The sequence below is a fragment of the Kitasatospora sp. NPDC087861 genome (assembly GCF_044742585.1).
Lineage (GTDB): Bacteria > Actinomycetota > Actinomycetes > Streptomycetales > Streptomycetaceae > Kitasatospora.
This window is the reverse complement of record NZ_JBIUUS010000014.1, coordinates 112,621-127,361: the sequence shown is the minus strand read 5'-3', so window position 1 is coordinate 127,361 and position 14,741 is coordinate 112,621. Positions and strand designations below refer to the sequence as shown.

13 protein-coding genes are annotated in these 14,741 nt (G+C 71.8%); all 13 read left to right on the top strand.

The window, feature by feature from the left end; genetic code table 11:
- The first annotated feature begins 81 nt into the window (after positions 1 to 81).
- The 13 genes from ACIOJE_RS21000 (at position 82) to ACIOJE_RS20940 (ending at position 14,678) form a co-directional block, all read left to right on the top strand.
- The gene (locus ACIOJE_RS21000) at positions 82 to 1,647 is read left to right on the top strand and encodes a UDP-N-acetylmuramoyl-L-alanyl-D-glutamate--2,6-diaminopimelate ligase (protein ID WP_400777816.1); all 1,566 of its coding nucleotides are present in this window, start codon (positions 82 to 84) and stop codon (positions 1,645 to 1,647) included.
- Positions 1,644 to 3,047 carry a UDP-N-acetylmuramoyl-tripeptide--D-alanyl-D-alanine ligase gene (gene murF, locus ACIOJE_RS20995; RefSeq protein WP_280674464.1) on the top strand — a complete coding sequence of 468 codons (1,404 nt, stop codon included), beginning with the start codon at positions 1,644 to 1,646 and terminating at the stop codon, positions 3,045 to 3,047. The genes ACIOJE_RS21000 and murF overlap by 4 nt, the downstream gene beginning before the upstream one ends.
- Entirely contained in the window at positions 3,047 to 4,108 is a 1,062-nt protein-coding gene (gene mraY, locus ACIOJE_RS20990; protein WP_280674462.1) for a phospho-N-acetylmuramoyl-pentapeptide-transferase, read from the top strand. Before murF ends, mraY begins: the two co-directional genes overlap by 1 nt.
- A complete protein-coding gene (murD, locus tag ACIOJE_RS20985) occupies positions 4,105 to 5,577 on the top strand; it encodes a UDP-N-acetylmuramoyl-L-alanine--D-glutamate ligase (RefSeq protein ID WP_400777813.1) in 1,473 nt (490 codons plus the stop codon). The genes mraY and murD overlap by 4 nt, the downstream gene beginning before the upstream one ends.
- Positions 5,578 to 5,683: 106 nt before the next feature.
- Positions 5,684 to 6,991: a putative lipid II flippase FtsW gene (ftsW, locus tag ACIOJE_RS20980; protein ID WP_400777811.1), complete on the top strand. Its 1,308-nt coding sequence runs from the start codon at positions 5,684 to 5,686 to the stop codon at positions 6,989 to 6,991.
- 6 nt (positions 6,992 to 6,997) lie between these two features.
- A complete protein-coding gene (murG, locus tag ACIOJE_RS20975) occupies positions 6,998 to 8,104 on the top strand; it encodes an undecaprenyldiphospho-muramoylpentapeptide beta-N-acetylglucosaminyltransferase (RefSeq protein WP_280674458.1) in 1,107 nt (368 codons plus the stop codon).
- Positions 8,097 to 8,873, top strand: a complete 777-nt coding sequence (locus tag ACIOJE_RS20970; protein WP_280674456.1) for a cell division protein FtsQ/DivIB — start codon at positions 8,097 to 8,099, stop codon at positions 8,871 to 8,873. The genes murG and ACIOJE_RS20970 overlap by 8 nt, the downstream gene beginning before the upstream one ends.
- Before the next feature lie 363 nt (positions 8,874 to 9,236).
- Positions 9,237 to 10,463, top strand: coding sequence for a cell division protein FtsZ (gene ftsZ, locus ACIOJE_RS20965; RefSeq protein WP_280674454.1), 1,227 nt, complete (start codon positions 9,237 to 9,239; stop codon positions 10,461 to 10,463).
- Entirely contained in the window at positions 10,460 to 11,191 is a 732-nt protein-coding gene (pgeF, locus tag ACIOJE_RS20960) for a peptidoglycan editing factor PgeF (RefSeq protein ID WP_280674452.1), read from the top strand. Before ftsZ ends, pgeF begins: the two co-directional genes overlap by 4 nt.
- A complete protein-coding gene (locus tag ACIOJE_RS20955) occupies positions 11,191 to 11,994 on the top strand; it encodes a YggS family pyridoxal phosphate-dependent enzyme (protein WP_400777809.1) in 804 nt (267 codons plus the stop codon). The genes pgeF and ACIOJE_RS20955 overlap by 1 nt, the downstream gene beginning before the upstream one ends.
- Before the next feature lie 303 nt (positions 11,995 to 12,297).
- Positions 12,298 to 12,900: a cell division protein SepF gene (locus tag ACIOJE_RS20950; protein ID WP_280674448.1), complete on the top strand. Its 603-nt coding sequence runs from the start codon at positions 12,298 to 12,300 to the stop codon at positions 12,898 to 12,900.
- A 99-nt stretch (positions 12,901 to 12,999) separates the two neighbouring features.
- Positions 13,000 to 13,281 (top strand): YggT family protein, encoded by a 282-nt coding sequence (locus tag ACIOJE_RS20945; RefSeq protein WP_063347232.1) that lies wholly within the window; start codon positions 13,000 to 13,002, stop codon positions 13,279 to 13,281.
- A 59-nt stretch (positions 13,282 to 13,340) separates the two neighbouring features.
- Positions 13,341 to 14,678: a DivIVA domain-containing protein gene (locus ACIOJE_RS20940; RefSeq protein WP_280674444.1), complete on the top strand. Its 1,338-nt coding sequence runs from the start codon at positions 13,341 to 13,343 to the stop codon at positions 14,676 to 14,678.
- Positions 14,679 to 14,741: the final 63 nt, after the last annotated feature.

The following is a 14,741-nucleotide window of genomic DNA, read 5'->3' as shown; positions in this document are numbered from 1 at the left end:
AACGAGCGGACCGGGCGGGACGACGGCGCGGCGAAGGCCCGGTTTGGCCCTGGGCACCCTTCGGCGGATAGCCTTCCCGCCGTGCCGAAACCCGATCAAACCACCGTGAGTCCGCCCCGCCCGGCCGGGACCGCCGCCCTGCCGCTCGCCGAGCTGGCCCGCCAGCTGGGCCTCGCGCCCGTCGAGGGGGGCCCGGTCACCGGCGTCACCCACGACTCCCGCGCGGTGCGCCCCGGCGACGTGTACGTGGCCTTCCCCGGCGCCAACCACCACGGCGCGGCCTTCGCGGCCCAGGCCGCGGCGGCGGGAGCGGTGGCACTGCTCACCGACCCGGCCGGCGCCGAACTGGCGGCCGGCACCGGCCTGCCGCTGCTGGTCGTCGACCGGCCGCGGGCCCGGATGGGCGAGCTCGCGGCCGCCGTCTACGGCCGCCCCTCCGAGCGGCTGCTGATGCTCGGGCTGACCGGCACCAACGGCAAGACCACCACCTCCTACCTGGTCGAGGGCGGCCTGCTCGGCGCCGGGCGCGCCCCCGGGGTGATCGGCACCGTCGAGATGCGGGTCGGCAGCGAGCGGATCAAGAGCGAGCGCACCACCCCCGAGGCCACCGACCTGCACGCGATCCTCGGCGTGATGGCCGAGCGCGGCGCGGACGCGGTGACCATGGAGGTCTCCAGCCACGCCCTGGTCTACGGCCGCACCGACGGCGTGACGTACGACGTCTCGCTGTTCAACAACCTCACCCCCGAGCACCTCGACTTCCACCCGGACATGGAGGACTACTTCCAGGCGAAGGCCCGGCTCTTCCAGCCCGGCAAGTCCCGCCACGGCGTGGTCAACGTGGACGACGAGTACGGTCGCCGACTGGCCGCCGAGGCCAAGATCCCGGTGACCACCTTCTCCGCCGCCGGCGCCGCCGAGGCCGACTGGCGGGCCGTGGACGTTCAGCTCGGCCCGGCCGGCTCCACCTTCCGGGTGATCGGCCCGGACGGCGCCGAGGCCGACGCGGCCGTGCCGCTGCCCGGCCCGTTCAACGTGTCCAACGCGCTGGCCGCGATCACCCTGCTGGTCGCCGCCGGGCTGCCGCTGGAGCGGGCCGTCGCCGGCGTCGCCGCGGTGCCGGGCGTGCCGGGCCGGCTGGAGCGGGTGGACGCCGGACAGCCGTTCGTCGCCGTGGTTGACTACGCGCACAAGCCGGACGCCCTGCGGGCCGTCCTCGGCTCGCTGCGCGAGGTCACCAAGGGCCGGCTGCACGTCGTCGTCGGCTGCGGCGGCGACCGCGACCCGCACAAGCGCGGCCCGATGGGTGCCATCGCCGCCCGGCTCGCCGACACCGCCCTGCTGACCAGCGACAACCCGCGCAGCGAGGATCCGCTGGCGATCCTGGCCAGCATGCTGACCGGCGCCGCCGCGGTGCCCGAGGCCGAGCGGGGGGCCGTCCTGGTCGTCCCCGACCGGGCCGAGGCGATCCGCCTCGCGGTCGCCCGCGCCCACGCCGGGGACACCGTGCTGGTGGCCGGCAAGGGCCACGAACTTGGCCAGTACGTACGAGACGAGATCCGCCCCTTCGACGACCGGGAGGTGCTGCGCGAATCCATCGTGCAGACCACGGCCGCCCGGGGCGACCGAGGAGTAGAGCAGCAGTGATCGCACTGACCCTCGCCGAGGTGGCCGCCGCAGTCGGGGGCACCCTGGACGGCGCCGACCCCGACACCAAGGTGACCGGCCCGGTCGAGGTCGACTCGCGGAAGGTGCGCCCCGGCGGCCTGTTCGCGGCCTTCGTCGGCGAGCACGTGGACGGCCACGACTACGCGACGACCGCGGTCGAGGCCGGCGCCGTCGCGGTGCTGGCCTCCCGCCCGGTCGGCGTGCCCGCCGTCCTGGTCGACAGTGTGGTGGACGCGCTCGGCAAGCTGGCCCGGACCGTGGTCTCCCGCGCCGAGGGCACCGCCGTCGTCGCGCTGACCGGCTCGGCCGGCAAGACCAGCACCAAGGACCTGATCGCCCAGCTGCTGCAGCGCCTCGGTGCGACGGTCTACCCGCCCGGCTCGCTCAACAACGAGATCGGCCACCCGATGACGGCGCTGCGGGTCGAGCCCGGCACCCGGCACCTGGTCATGGAGATGGGCGCCCGGCACAAGGGCGACATCGAGTACCTCACCTCGATCACCCCGCCCCGGATCGGCCTGGTGCTGAACGTCGGCACCGCGCACGTCGGCGAGTTCGGCTCGCAGGAGGCGATCGCCGAGGCCAAGGGCGAACTCGTCGAGGCGCTGCCCGCCGACGGCACCGCGATCCTCAACGCGGACGACCGGCTGGTGCGCGCGATGGCCGCCCGTACCAGGGCCAAGGTGGTCCTGTTCGGGGAATCCCCGGACGCCCACGTCAGGGCGACGGACGTTCGTCTGGACGCCACCGGACGGCCATCCTTCACGCTCACCACCCCGGCCGGTTCCGCGCCCGTGCAGCTGCGCCTGTACGGTGAGCACCACGTCTCGAACGCCCTCGCCGCCGCCGCGGTGGCGGTGGAGCTCGGGATGTCCGTCGACGACACCGCGACCGCCCTGGGCGAAGCGGGTGCGCTGTCCCGCTGGCGCATGGAGGTCGTCGACCGGGCCGATGGTGTCACCGTCGTCAACGACGCCTACAACGCGAACCCCGACTCGATGCGGGCCGCGCTGCGGGCGCTGGTCTCGATGGGGGGACGCGGCCCGGAGCGCCGCCGCACCTGGGCGGTGCTCGGCGAGATGCGGGAGCTCGGCGAGGAGAGCCTGGCCGAGCACGACGCCATCGGACGGCTCGCCGTCCGGCTGGACGTCACCAAGCTGGTGGCGGTCGGCGGACGCGAGGCGGCCTGCATGGAACTCGGCGCGAGGAACGAAGGTTCGTGGGGTGAGGAGTCGGTGCTGGTGTCCGACGCGGACGCGGCGGTCGAGCTGCTGCGCAGTCAGCTGCGGCCGGGGGATGTGGTCCTGGTGAAGGCGTCCCGTTCGGTGGGGCTGGAGAAGGTGGCGGAAACCCTCCTCGCGGACGGTGTGGCCGAGTAATGAAGCAGATCCTCTTCTCCGGCATGATCGGGCTGATCCTGTCGCTGGTCGGCACCCCCGCCCTGATCAAGCTGCTCGCCCGGCAGGGCTACGGCCAGTACATCCGCGACGACGGGCCGAAGGCGCACCACAGCAAGAAGGGCACGCCCACCATGGGCGGCATCGCCTTCATCCTGGCGACCCTGATCGCCTACTTCGCGACCAAGGCGATAACGGGCGAGAGCCCGACGGCCTCCGGCCTGCTGGTGCTCTTCCTGACGACCGGCCTGGGCCTGGTCGGCTTCCTGGACGACTACATCAAGGTGGTCAAGCGCCGCTCGCTCGGTCTGCGGGCCAAGGCGAAGCTGGCCGGCCAGTCCATCGTCGGCCTGGCCTTCGCCGTGCTGGCGCTGCAGTTCCAGGACGACCGCGGGCTCTCCCCGGCGTCCCAGCACCTGTCCTTCGTCCGGGACTACGGCTGGTCGATCGGCCCGGTGCTGTTCGTCATCTTCGCGTACTTCATGATCGCGGCGACGTCCAACGGCGTGAACCTGACGGACGGTCTGGACGGCCTCGCCACCGGCGCCTCGGTGATGGCCTTCGGCGCCTACACCTTCATCGGCGTCTGGGAGTACGGCCAGAGCTGCGCGTACTTCTTCTCCGCCACCAACAGCTGCTACGACGTCCGCGATCCGCTGGACCTCGCGGTGGTGGCGGCCGCGCTGATGGGCTCCTGCTTCGGCTTCCTGTGGTGGAACACCTCGCCCGCCAAGATCTTCATGGGCGACACCGGCTCGCTCGCCCTCGGCGGCGCCCTGGCCGGTCTGGCGATCTGCTCCCGCACCGAGCTGCTGCTCATCCTGCTCGGCGGCCTCTTCATGATCATCACCCTGTCGGTGATCATCCAGGTCGGCTCCTTCCGGATGACCGGCAAGCGCGTCTTCAAGATGGCGCCCCTACAGCACCACTTCGAACTCAAGGGCTGGAGCGAAGTCCTGGTCGTGGTCCGCTTCTGGATCATCCAGGGCCTCTGCGTGGCCGTCGGCCTCGGCCTCTTCTACGCGGGATACCGGACCGGATGACGAACCCTGACTTTGCGAACCTGCCCGTCGTCGTCGCCGGGCTCGGCGTCTCCGGCATCAGCGCCGCGCGCGTCCTGCACGGCCTCGGCGCCCGGGTCACCGTGGTGGACGGCGGCAGCGGCGCGGGCCTGACCGCCCGGGCCGCCGAGCTGGAGGCGCTGGGCGTCGCGGTGCGCCTCGGCGACGGCGACAGCCTGCCCGAGGGCACCCGGCTGATCGTCACCTCGCCCGGCTGGGCGCCCGGGAGCGCGCTGTTCGCCGCCGCCGAGGCGGCCGGCGTCCCGGTGTGGGGCGACGTCGAGCTGGCCTGGCGGCTGCGCAGGCCGCTGGCCGCCACCGGCGAGCCCGCCCCCTGGCTGGCCGTCACCGGCACCAACGGCAAGACCACCACCGTCCAGATGCTCGCCTCGATCCTCACCGCCGCCGGCAAGCGCACCGCCGCCGTCGGCAACGTCGGGGTCTCGGTGCTGGACGCGGTGCTCGCGGAGGAGCCGTACGACGTGCTCGCCGTCGAGCTCTCCAGCTACCAGCTGCACTGGGCGCCCTCGCTGCGCCCGCACTCGGCGGCCGTGCTCAACCTGGCCCCCGACCACCTCGACTGGCACGGCTCGATGGAGGCGTACGCCGCCGACAAGGGCCGGATCTACGAGGGCAACACCGTCGCCTGCGTGTACAACCTGGCCGATCCGGCCACCGAGGCGCTGGTCCGCGAGGCCGACGTCGAGGAGGGCTGCCGGGCGATCGGCTTCGGCCTCGGCGCGCCCGGCCCGTCGAACTTCGGCGTGGTGGACGGACTGCTGGTCGACCGCGCGTTCGTGGCCGACCGGGCCAAGAACGCGGCCGAGCTGGGCTCCGTCGAGGACATCAGCCCACCCGTCGCCTCGGAGGACGGCGCTGCGCGCCGCCGCCCTGCTGCCCCGCACAACATCGCCAACGCGCTCGCCGCGGCGGCGCTGGCCCGGGCGTACGGCGTCGAGCCGAAGGCCGTCCGGGAGGGCCTGCGGGCCTTCCGCCCGGACGCGCACCGGATCGCCGAGGTCGGCGTGGTCGGCGAGGTCACCTACATCGACGACTCCAAGGCCACCAACACCCACGCCGCCGCCGCCTCGCTGGCCGCCTACCGGCCGATCGTCTGGATCGCCGGCGGCCTGGCCAAGGGCGCGACCTTCGACGACCTGGTCCAGGGCGCGGCCGAGCGGCTGCGCGCGGTCGTGCTGATCGGCGAGGACCGGGCCCTGATCCGGGCGGCGCTGGAGCGACACGCTCCGGATGTCCCGGTGATGGAGGCGGCCGAGGGCCAGACTGGCGCGGTGGCGATGGCCGAGGTCGTCCGGACGGCCGCGTCGCTCGCCCGGTCGGGTGACACGGTGCTGCTGGCCCCGGCCTGCGCCTCGATGGACATGTTCACCAACTACAGCGAGCGCGGCGACCTGTTCGCGGCGGCCGTCCGGGAGCTGGCGGGCGCGTAGCAGGCGGGCGAGGGAGTCGTACGGAGAGAGTGAGCGGGGAGCGGTGGCGGGGCAGGGCAGAGCGGATTCCGGCGGTACGAAGCAGGACGCCGCAGAGCCGTGGCGCGTGATCTCGGCCACCACGACCAAGTACAAGTCGGCCGGACCGCTGGCCCGGGTGCGGGCCTTCCGGGACCGGGTGCGGTACTGGCTGGACCGGCCGCTCACGCCCTACCTGCTCATCGTCGGCACGATGCTGCTGCTGGTGGTGCTCGGTCTGATGATGGTCTTCTCGGCCTCGCAGATCCTCGCCCTGGGCCAGCACCACTCGGCGCAGTACTACTTCCTCAAGCAGCTGATCGCGGCCATCCTCGGCCTGGTCCTGCTGATCGGCTTCGCCTCCGTACCGCTGGCGGTGCTGCGGGTGATCGTCTACCCGGTGATGCTCGGGGTGATCGGCGCGCTCGCGCTGGTCGCCGTACCCGGCATCGGGGTGCGGATCAACGGCAACCAGAACTGGCTGGACTTCGGGTTCTTCCAGTTCCAGCCCTCGGAGTTCGCCAAGCTCGCGCTGGTGCTCTGGGGCGCCGACCTGCTCGCCCGCAAGCAGAAGGCCGGCACCCTCACCTCCTGGAAGCACCTGCTCGTCCCGCTGGTGCCGGGCGCCCTGCTGCTGCTCGCGCTGATCATGCTCGGCGGCGACATGGGCACCTCGATGATCCTGGTGGCGATGCTGTTCGCGCTGCTCTGGATGGTCGGTGCGCCGCTGCGGCTGTTCGTGGCCACCCTCGGGGTGGCCGTGGTCGTCTGCACCGCGCTGGTCATCACGGTCCCGCACCGGGCGGAGCGCCTGGGCTGCATCGGCGTCACCAAGCTCGACCCCGACGGGGCCTGCTTCCAGGCCCTGCACGGTGTCTACTCGTTCGCGCTCGGCGGTGGCTTCGGCACCGGCCTCGGCGCCGGCGTGGAGAAATGGGGCCAGCTGCCCGAGGCGCACACCGACTTCATCTTCGCCGCGACCGGCGAGGAACTGGGCCTGGTGGGGACGCTGTCGGTGATCGGTCTCTTCGCGGCACTAGGCTACGCGGGTATCCGTGTGGCCATCGGTACGAAGGATCCCTTCGTCAGGTACGCCGCGGGAGCCGCCACCACCTGGATCATGGCGCAGGCCATGATCAACCTGGGGTCGGCGCTGGGACTGCTGCCCATCGCGGGCGTCCCGCTCCCGCTGTTCTCCTACGGCGGTTCCGCCATGCTGTCGGCCATGTCCGCGATCGGTGTGCTGCTGTGCCTGGCACGCAGCACCTCGGGCGCGAAGGCGGCCCTGGCCGCCCGGAGCAAGAACTCCCGGATCAGGAGACGACTGGCCCGGGTGCTGCCACGACGACGAACCACAGCGCGCCCGGCCCCGGGGCCGGCACGCAGGGAGCGGTGAATTTCGGTGCATGTCGTACTCGCCGGCGGGGGGACCGCCGGTCACATCGAGCCGGCCATGGCCCTCGCGGACGCCCTCCGCAGGCATGACCCGTCCGTCGGGATCACCGCCCTGGGAACCGAACGCGGTCTGGAGACCCGACTGGTGCCCGAGCGCGGCTACCAGCTGGAGCTCATCCCGGCCGTCCCGCTGCCCCGCAAGCCCACCCCCGAGCTGATCACCGTCCCCGGCCGGCTGCGCGGTACCGTACGGGCCGCCCAGGAGATCATCGAACGGGTCAACGCGGACGCCGTGGTCGGCTTCGGCGGCTACGTCGCGATGCCCGCCTACCTGGCCGCCAAGCGGGCCGGCGTGCCGATCGTGGTGCACGAGGCGAACGCCCGTCCGGGCCTGGCCAACAAGATCGGCGCCCGCTACACCGACTTCGTGGCGGTCTCCACGCCGGACAGCAAGCTGCGCGACTCCCGGTACATCGGCATCCCGCTGCGCCGGACCATCGCCACCCTGGACCGCGGCGCCGCCCGACCGGAGGCCCGGCACTACTTCGGCCTCGACCAGCGCCTGCCCACCCTGCTGGTCTCCGGCGGATCCCAGGGCGCGCGTCGGCTCAACGAGACGGTCACCGCGATCGCCCCGCGGCTCCAGCAGTACGGCGTGCAGATCCTGCACGCGGTCGGCCCGAAGAACGAGCTGCCGCAGGTCGAGGACATCCCCGGGATGCCGCCGTACCGGGTGGTGCCGTACGTCGACCGGATGGACCTCGCCTACGCGGCCGCGGACCTGATGCTCTGCCGGGCCGGCGCCATGACCGTCGCCGAGCTGGCCGCCGTCGGGCTGCCCGCCGCGTTCGTCCCGCTGCCGATCGGCAACGGCGAGCAGCGGCTGAACGCCCAGCCGATGGTCAAGGCCGGCGGCGGCCTGCTGGTGGACGACGCCGAGCTGACCCCGGACTGGGTGCTGCAGAACGTGCTGCCGGTGCTCACCGACCCGCAGCGGCTGTGGGACATGAGCCGGGCTGCCGCCGAGTTCGGCCGCCGGGACGCCGACGACCTGCTGGTCGGCATGGTCTACGAGGCGATCCAGGCCTCCCGCGGCGGTCGCCGCCGTGGCTGACGGCCGGCTCGCCGACCCGCTGGAGGAAGAGCTGGAGGACGAGGAGTCCGCTCCTCGGCTCCGGCTCTCCCGGCGGGGCATCGTGGTGCTGAGCGTGCTCGGCGCCGCGGTGCTGGGCGTGCTGGCCTGGGTGGTGTTCTTCTCCTCGCTGCTGGACGTGCGCGAGGTCGCGGTCCAGGGACCGAAGGACGAGAAGTTGACGGCGGACCAGGTCCGCGCGGCGATCGGACGGGTCGGCGACGGCCCGCTGGCGCGGGTGGACCTGGACGCCGTCCAGCACCGGGTGGAGGCGATCCCCCGGGTGGCCAAGGCCGAGGTGTGGCGGGGCTGGCCGCACACCCTGCAGGTGAAGGTCGTCCAGCGTACGGCGGTGGCCGCCGTCAAGGGGGAGGACGGCCAGTTCACCCAGGTGGACGCCGGCGGCGTGAGCTTCGCCACCGAGGCGGCCCCGCCGGAGGGGGTGCCGGTGGTGGAACTGCGGCTCAGTCAGCAGGCGAAGGACGTGGACGGGGTGATCTCCCGTTCGCAGCTGGTGCAGGGTGCGGTGTCGGTGGCCGCCGGGCTGCCGCCCGAGGTGGCGAAGCGGGCCGGGGCGGTGCTGGTGCACTCGTACGACGATATTCAGCTGCAGCTCAGCGGGGGTGCGACGGTGCACTGGGGGAGCCCGGAGCAGACCGATCGCAAGGCTCGGGCGCTGGTCGCGTTGATGACGCAGAAGGGCACGAACTTCGACGTGAGTGCGCCGGAGGCGCCGGCGGTGTCGGGATGATCCGGTAGGTTCTGTGCCTGAGGGAGGGGTTGACGCTGTGAAGTGTCAGCCCGACCCTTGGTGGTCACCCCGGTTTCATTCAGCGGCCGATGATCACATAGGCTCAAAAGAAAAAGGGAAGCTCGGCGTGTTCGTTGAAACACGTGCCTGGAGCCACCTAGTGTCCTGTGTCACCAGACTGTGCCCTCTGGTGATGTGACGGAGGCACAGGACTAACCCTAAAGGTCAAGTTTAGGGTTGGGGTCGGCGGTCGGCATTTCGGACATTCAGTCGGAAACCAGGCTCCCTACCCATCGACATCCGTCGGCACGACCCCCCGTCGGGTCGGGTCGACCCGGAAATTCGAGGCGAGAGGCCTTCGACGTGGCAGCACCGCAGAACTACCTCGCAGTCATCAAGGTCGTCGGAATCGGCGGCGGTGGTGTCAACGCCATCAACCGGATGATCGAGGTCGGTCTCAAGGGCGTCGAGTTCATCGCGATCAACACCGATGCGCAGGCCCTCCTGATGAGCGACGCCGACGTCAAGCTCGATGTGGGCCGTGAACTCACCCGGGGCCTCGGCGCCGGCGCCAACCCCGAGGTCGGCCGCAAGGCCGCCGAGGACCACCGCGAGGAGATCGAGGAGGTCCTCAAGGGGGCCGACATGGTCTTCGTCACCGCCGGCGAGGGTGGTGGCACGGGCACGGGCGGCGCGCCCGTGGTCGCCAACATCGCCCGCTCGCTGGGCGCCCTGACCATCGGCGTGGTCACCCGCCCCTTCACCTTCGAGGGCCGGCGCCGCGCCAACCAGGCCGAGGACGGCATCGCGAGCCTGCGCGAGGAGGTCGACACCCTCATCGTGATCCCCAACGACCGGCTGCTGTCCATCTCCGACCGCCAGGTCAGCGTGCTCGACGCGTTCCGCTCGGCCGACCAGGTCCTGCTCTCCGGTGTCCAGGGCATCACCGACCTGATCACCACCCCCGGCCTGATCAACCTCGACTTCGCCGACGTCAAGTCCGTCATGTCGGAGGCCGGTTCGGCGCTCATGGGCATCGGTTCGGCCCGCGGCGAGGACCGTGCCAAGGCGGCCGCCGTGATGGCGATCTCCTCGCCGCTGCTGGAGGCCTCGATCGACGGCGCCCGCGGCGTGCTGCTGTCCATCTCGGGCGGCTCCGACCTCGGTCTGTTCGAGATCAACGAGTCGGCCCAGCTGGTCAGCGAGGCCGCGCACCCCGAGGCCAACATCATCTTCGGCGCGGTCATCGACGACGCGCTCGGCGACGAGGTCCGGGTCACCGTCATCGCGGCCGGCTTCGACGGCGGGCAGCCGCCGGCGATCGTCCGCGACCCGGTGGTCAAGGCCACCCCCGCCGCCGCGACCACGACGCCGACCACCCCGGAGCGCCCGGCCACCCGGCCGTCCTACGGGAGCATCGGCTCGGTGACGTCCCGTTCGGAGGGGGACACCCACGCCTCCGCGCCGCGCGCCGCCGAGACCTCGGCCACCGCGACCGCCGCCCCGGTGCCGCCGCAGGTGCAGCCGGCCCGACAGCCGTTCGTGGAGAGCGCAGCGGAGGAGCTCGACGTCCCGGACTTCCTTAAGTGATCGATCACGCGGTACATGCGGGTGCTCACTTCGCCTTCACCGATCGGTGGGGCGGGGTGAGCACTTCGCCGTACGGGGAGCTCAACCTCGGCGGGGCGGTGGGGGACGACCCGGAGACCGTCCGGGAGAACCGGGCGATCGTCGCCCGGGAGCTCGGACTGAACCCGGCCGACGTGGTCTGGATGAACCAGGTGCACGGCGCGGAGGTCGCGGTGGTGACGGAGCGCCAGCCGCCGGGGGAGGCCCCGACGGTGGACGCGGTGGTCACCGACCGGCCGCTCGCGCTCGCCGTCCTGACCGCCGACTGCACCCCGGTACTGCTGGCCGACCCGGTGGCGGGCGTGGCGGGCGCGGCCCACGCGGGCCGGCCCGGGCTGGCGGCCGGGGTGGTGCCCGCGGTCGTGCGGGCGATGGTCGAGCTGGGGGCCGAGCCGGGTCGGATCGTCGCGGCCACCGGCCCCGCGGTCTGCGGCCGGTGCTACGAGGTGCCGGCCGACCTGCGGGCCGAGGTCGCCGCGGTGGTGCCCGCCGCGTTCGCCGAGACCTCCTGGGGAACGCCGGCCCTGGACGTGCCGGAGGGAGTCGCGGCCCAGTTGGCCGCCGCGGGGGTCACCGAGCTGGTGCGATCATCGGTCTGCACCCTCGAATCCGCCGATCACTACTCCTATCGCCGCGAGCAGCGCACCGGCCGGCTCGCGAGCTATGTCTGGTTGGGCTCTGATCACTGATGACGAACGACATCTACGGACCGTTCCCGGGCGGCGCCGCCTTCCCTGATCCAGGCTGGTCGGCGGCGCTGACGCAGGGCCAGCGGGCCCGCTACGAGGAGCTGGGGACCAACCTCGACGTGGTCGAGCGGCGGATCGCCGACGCCTGTGCGGCCGTCGGACGGGCGCGCGACGAGGTCACCCTGATCGTCGTCACCAAGACCTACCCCGCCGAGGACACCGCGCTGTTGGCCGGGCTGGGTGTGACGGACGTCGCGGAGAACCGCGACCAGGACGCCGCACCCAAGGCAGAGCAGTGCAGAAACCTTCCTCTTGACTGGCACTTCGTCGGACAGCTGCAGACCAACAAGGTCCGCTCGGTCGTCCGGTACGCGAACCACGTGCACTCGGTGGACCGGCTGCGGCTGGTCGAGTCGCTCTCCGCCGCGGTGCTCAAGTCCGAGCGCCCGGAGCTGGGTTGCCTGGTGCAGGTGGCCCTGGACAAGGAGCACGGCGAGGGTGCCCACCGGGCCGGAGTCGCCCCGGAGGACGTCGCGGAAATCACCGACGCGATCGCCGACACGCCCGGGCTCCGGCTGGACGGTGTGATGACCGTCGCTCCGCTGGCCGGTCCGCTCGCCGGAGACCCGGCTCGGGCCTTCGAGCGGCTGACGGAAATCGCAACCGCCGTACGGACGGCCCATCCTGCTGCCACCATGGTCTCCGCAGGGATGAGTGGTGACCTTGAGCAGGCGATTGCCGCCGGAGCGACACATGTGCGCGTCGGAACGGCGGTACTCGGAGTGAGGTCACCCCTCAGGTAACGTCACCGGGTAGTAGATCAGACTGCAGGACAAAATAGGACAGAATCTAGCAGCTCCTCGGAGCGCTAGCGAACCGTGGATCGCAGCTCCGCGGCCCCCACTCCACGAACTCTGACCGGCCGTCGGCCTGGCGGGCCGTCGTGGGTGGACCGCGGAATCCGCAGGCAGGGCCGCACGGCCTGGCCGCCGGGACGGAGCCGGTCCGCACGGAGCGAGCGGAGCGGGCGACCATCGGAAGGTGCGCGTTTCGCGAAGCCGCCACCGCGCGCCAGCGAGGTGGCTATGAGCGGAGGAGACAGGAGCATGGCCGGCGCAATGCGCAAGATGGCGGTCTACCTCGGCCTCGTGGAGGACGAGACGTACGACGGCCAGGGGTACGACCCTGACGACGACTACGACGCGGACCCCGAGCCGATTCGAACGGGACAGCGGACCGAGGACATTCCCCGGCCGGCCGCCGCACCCGCCCCGGTCTCCTCGATCACCCCGCAGCCGGTCGCGGCCGCGGTGCCGATCCGGCAGGAGACCCCGAGGATGGCCCCAGTGTCGTCCATCACACCCGAACGCCGCCACAACCTGGAGAAGAGCGCCCCGGTGATCATGCCCAAGGTAGTGAACGAACGAGAGCCCTACCGCATCACCACGCTGCACCCCCGGACCTACAACGAGGCCCGTACCATCGGGGAACAGTTCCGTGGCGGGACCCCCGTGATCATGAATCTGACCGAGATGGACGACACCGACGCGAAGCGGCTCGTAGACTTCGCCGCTGGACTCGTCTTCGGTCTGCACGGCAGTATCGAGCGCGTGACACAGAAGGTGTTCCTGCTGTCGCCTGCTAACGTCGATGTCACGGCGGAGGACAAGGCTCGGATCGCCGAGGGTGGGTTCTTCAACCAGAGCTGACCCGGCCACGACTTTACGTGTGGATCTGATCAACAGTGGATTAGCGACAGGCGACGAGCGGCAGGCCCAAGGGCCCGGGACCGGGGAGAGGGAAACGCGATGGACATCGTGTGGGCGGTGCTCTACTACGCCCTGACCGTCTTCCTGGTGTTCCTGCTTGTACGACTGGTCATGGACTGGGTCTTCCAGTTCGCGCGTTCGTGGCGGCCGGGTAAGGCCATGGTCCTGGTCCTGGAGGCCACGTACACTGTCACGGATCCGCCGCTCAAGCTTCTTCGGCGGTTCATCCCGCCGTTGCGTTTCGGGGGCGTGGCGCTCGACCTGTCCTTCTTCGTACTGATGATCATTGTGTATGTCCTGATCTCGCTTGTGCGGCCCTAGTCGTAGGTGAGCGATGCGACAGGATGCCGGTGTGCCGACGATCACGTTGAGGTGAAGAGATGCCATTGACCCCCGAGGACGTTCGGAACAAGCAGTTCACGACCGTCCGTCTGCGCGAAGGCTATGACGAGGACGAGGTCGATGCCTTCCTCGACGAGGTCGAGGCGGAGCTGACCCGCCTGCTTCGCGAGAACGAGGACCTGCGCGCCAAGCTGGCCGCCGCGACTCGTGCCGCCGCGCAGAACCAGGCCAACATGCGGAAGGAAGCGCCGCAGGACTCCCGTCCCGGCGCGCCCGTCCCGGCCGCCATATCCGGCCCGCCGGTCCCCGGCCAGCAGGGCCCCGGTGGTCCGCAGCAGCAGATGGGCCCGGGTGGTCCGCAGCAGCAGCAGATGGGTGGCCCGCAGCAGCAGATGGGCAACCAGCCGCTCGGCCTGCCCTCCGGCGCCCCGCAGCTCCCCGCCGGCCCCCAGCAGATGGGCGGCCCGCAGCAGCAGATGGGCCAGACCATGGGCGGCCAGCAGCAGCTGGTCCAGCCGATGGGCGGTCAGATGCTCCAGCCCATGGGCGGCCCCGGTGGCCCGCAGCAGCAGATGGGCAACCCGATGGGCCAGGGCATGGGCCAGCAGCAGATGCAGCCGATGGGCGGCCCCATGGGCGGCCCGCAGCAGCAGATGGGCGGCCCGCTCGGCGGTCCGATGCAGCAGCAGCAGGGCCCCGGTGGCGACAGCGCCGCCCGCGTCCTGGCGCTCGCTCAGCAGACCGCCGACCAGGCGATCTCCGAGGCCCGTTCCGAGGCCAACAAGATCGTCGGCGAGGCCCGCAGCCGGGCCGAGGGCCTGGAGCGCGACGCCCGAGCCAAGGCGGACGCCCTGGAGCGGGACGCGCAGGAGAAGCACCGGGTCGCGATGGGCTCGCTGGAGTCCGCGCGTGCCACGCTGGAGCGCAAGGTCGAGGACCTGCGGGCGTTCGAGCGTGAGTACCGTACGCGCCTCAAGTCGTACCTGGAGACCCAGCTGCGCCAGCTGGAGTCGCAGGCCGACGACTCGCTCGCCCCGCCGCGGATCCCCGCCACCGCGTCGCTGCCGCCGGCGGCCTCGTCGATGGCGCCGGCCGGTGCCGGTGCGATGAGTGGCGGTGCCCCGTCCTTCGGCGGCAACCAGCCGTCCTTCGGCGGCAACTCGCCGTCGTTCGGCGGTCAGAGCTCCTTCGGCGGGAACCCGCCGGCGCCGAGCTTCGGCGGCCAGCCGTCCGGTGGCAACACCGGCGCGCCGCAGATGCAGCCGGCCGGGATGACCCAGCCGATGGCGGCCGTCCGGCCGCAGCCTCCGCAGCCGATGCAGCAGGCGCCGGCGCCGATGCGGGGCTTCCTGATCGACGAGGACGGCGACAACTGAGGTCGTAGTACGGCCTTGTGAGAGCGCCCCCTGTCCGACCTCCGGGTCGGACAGGGGGCGCTC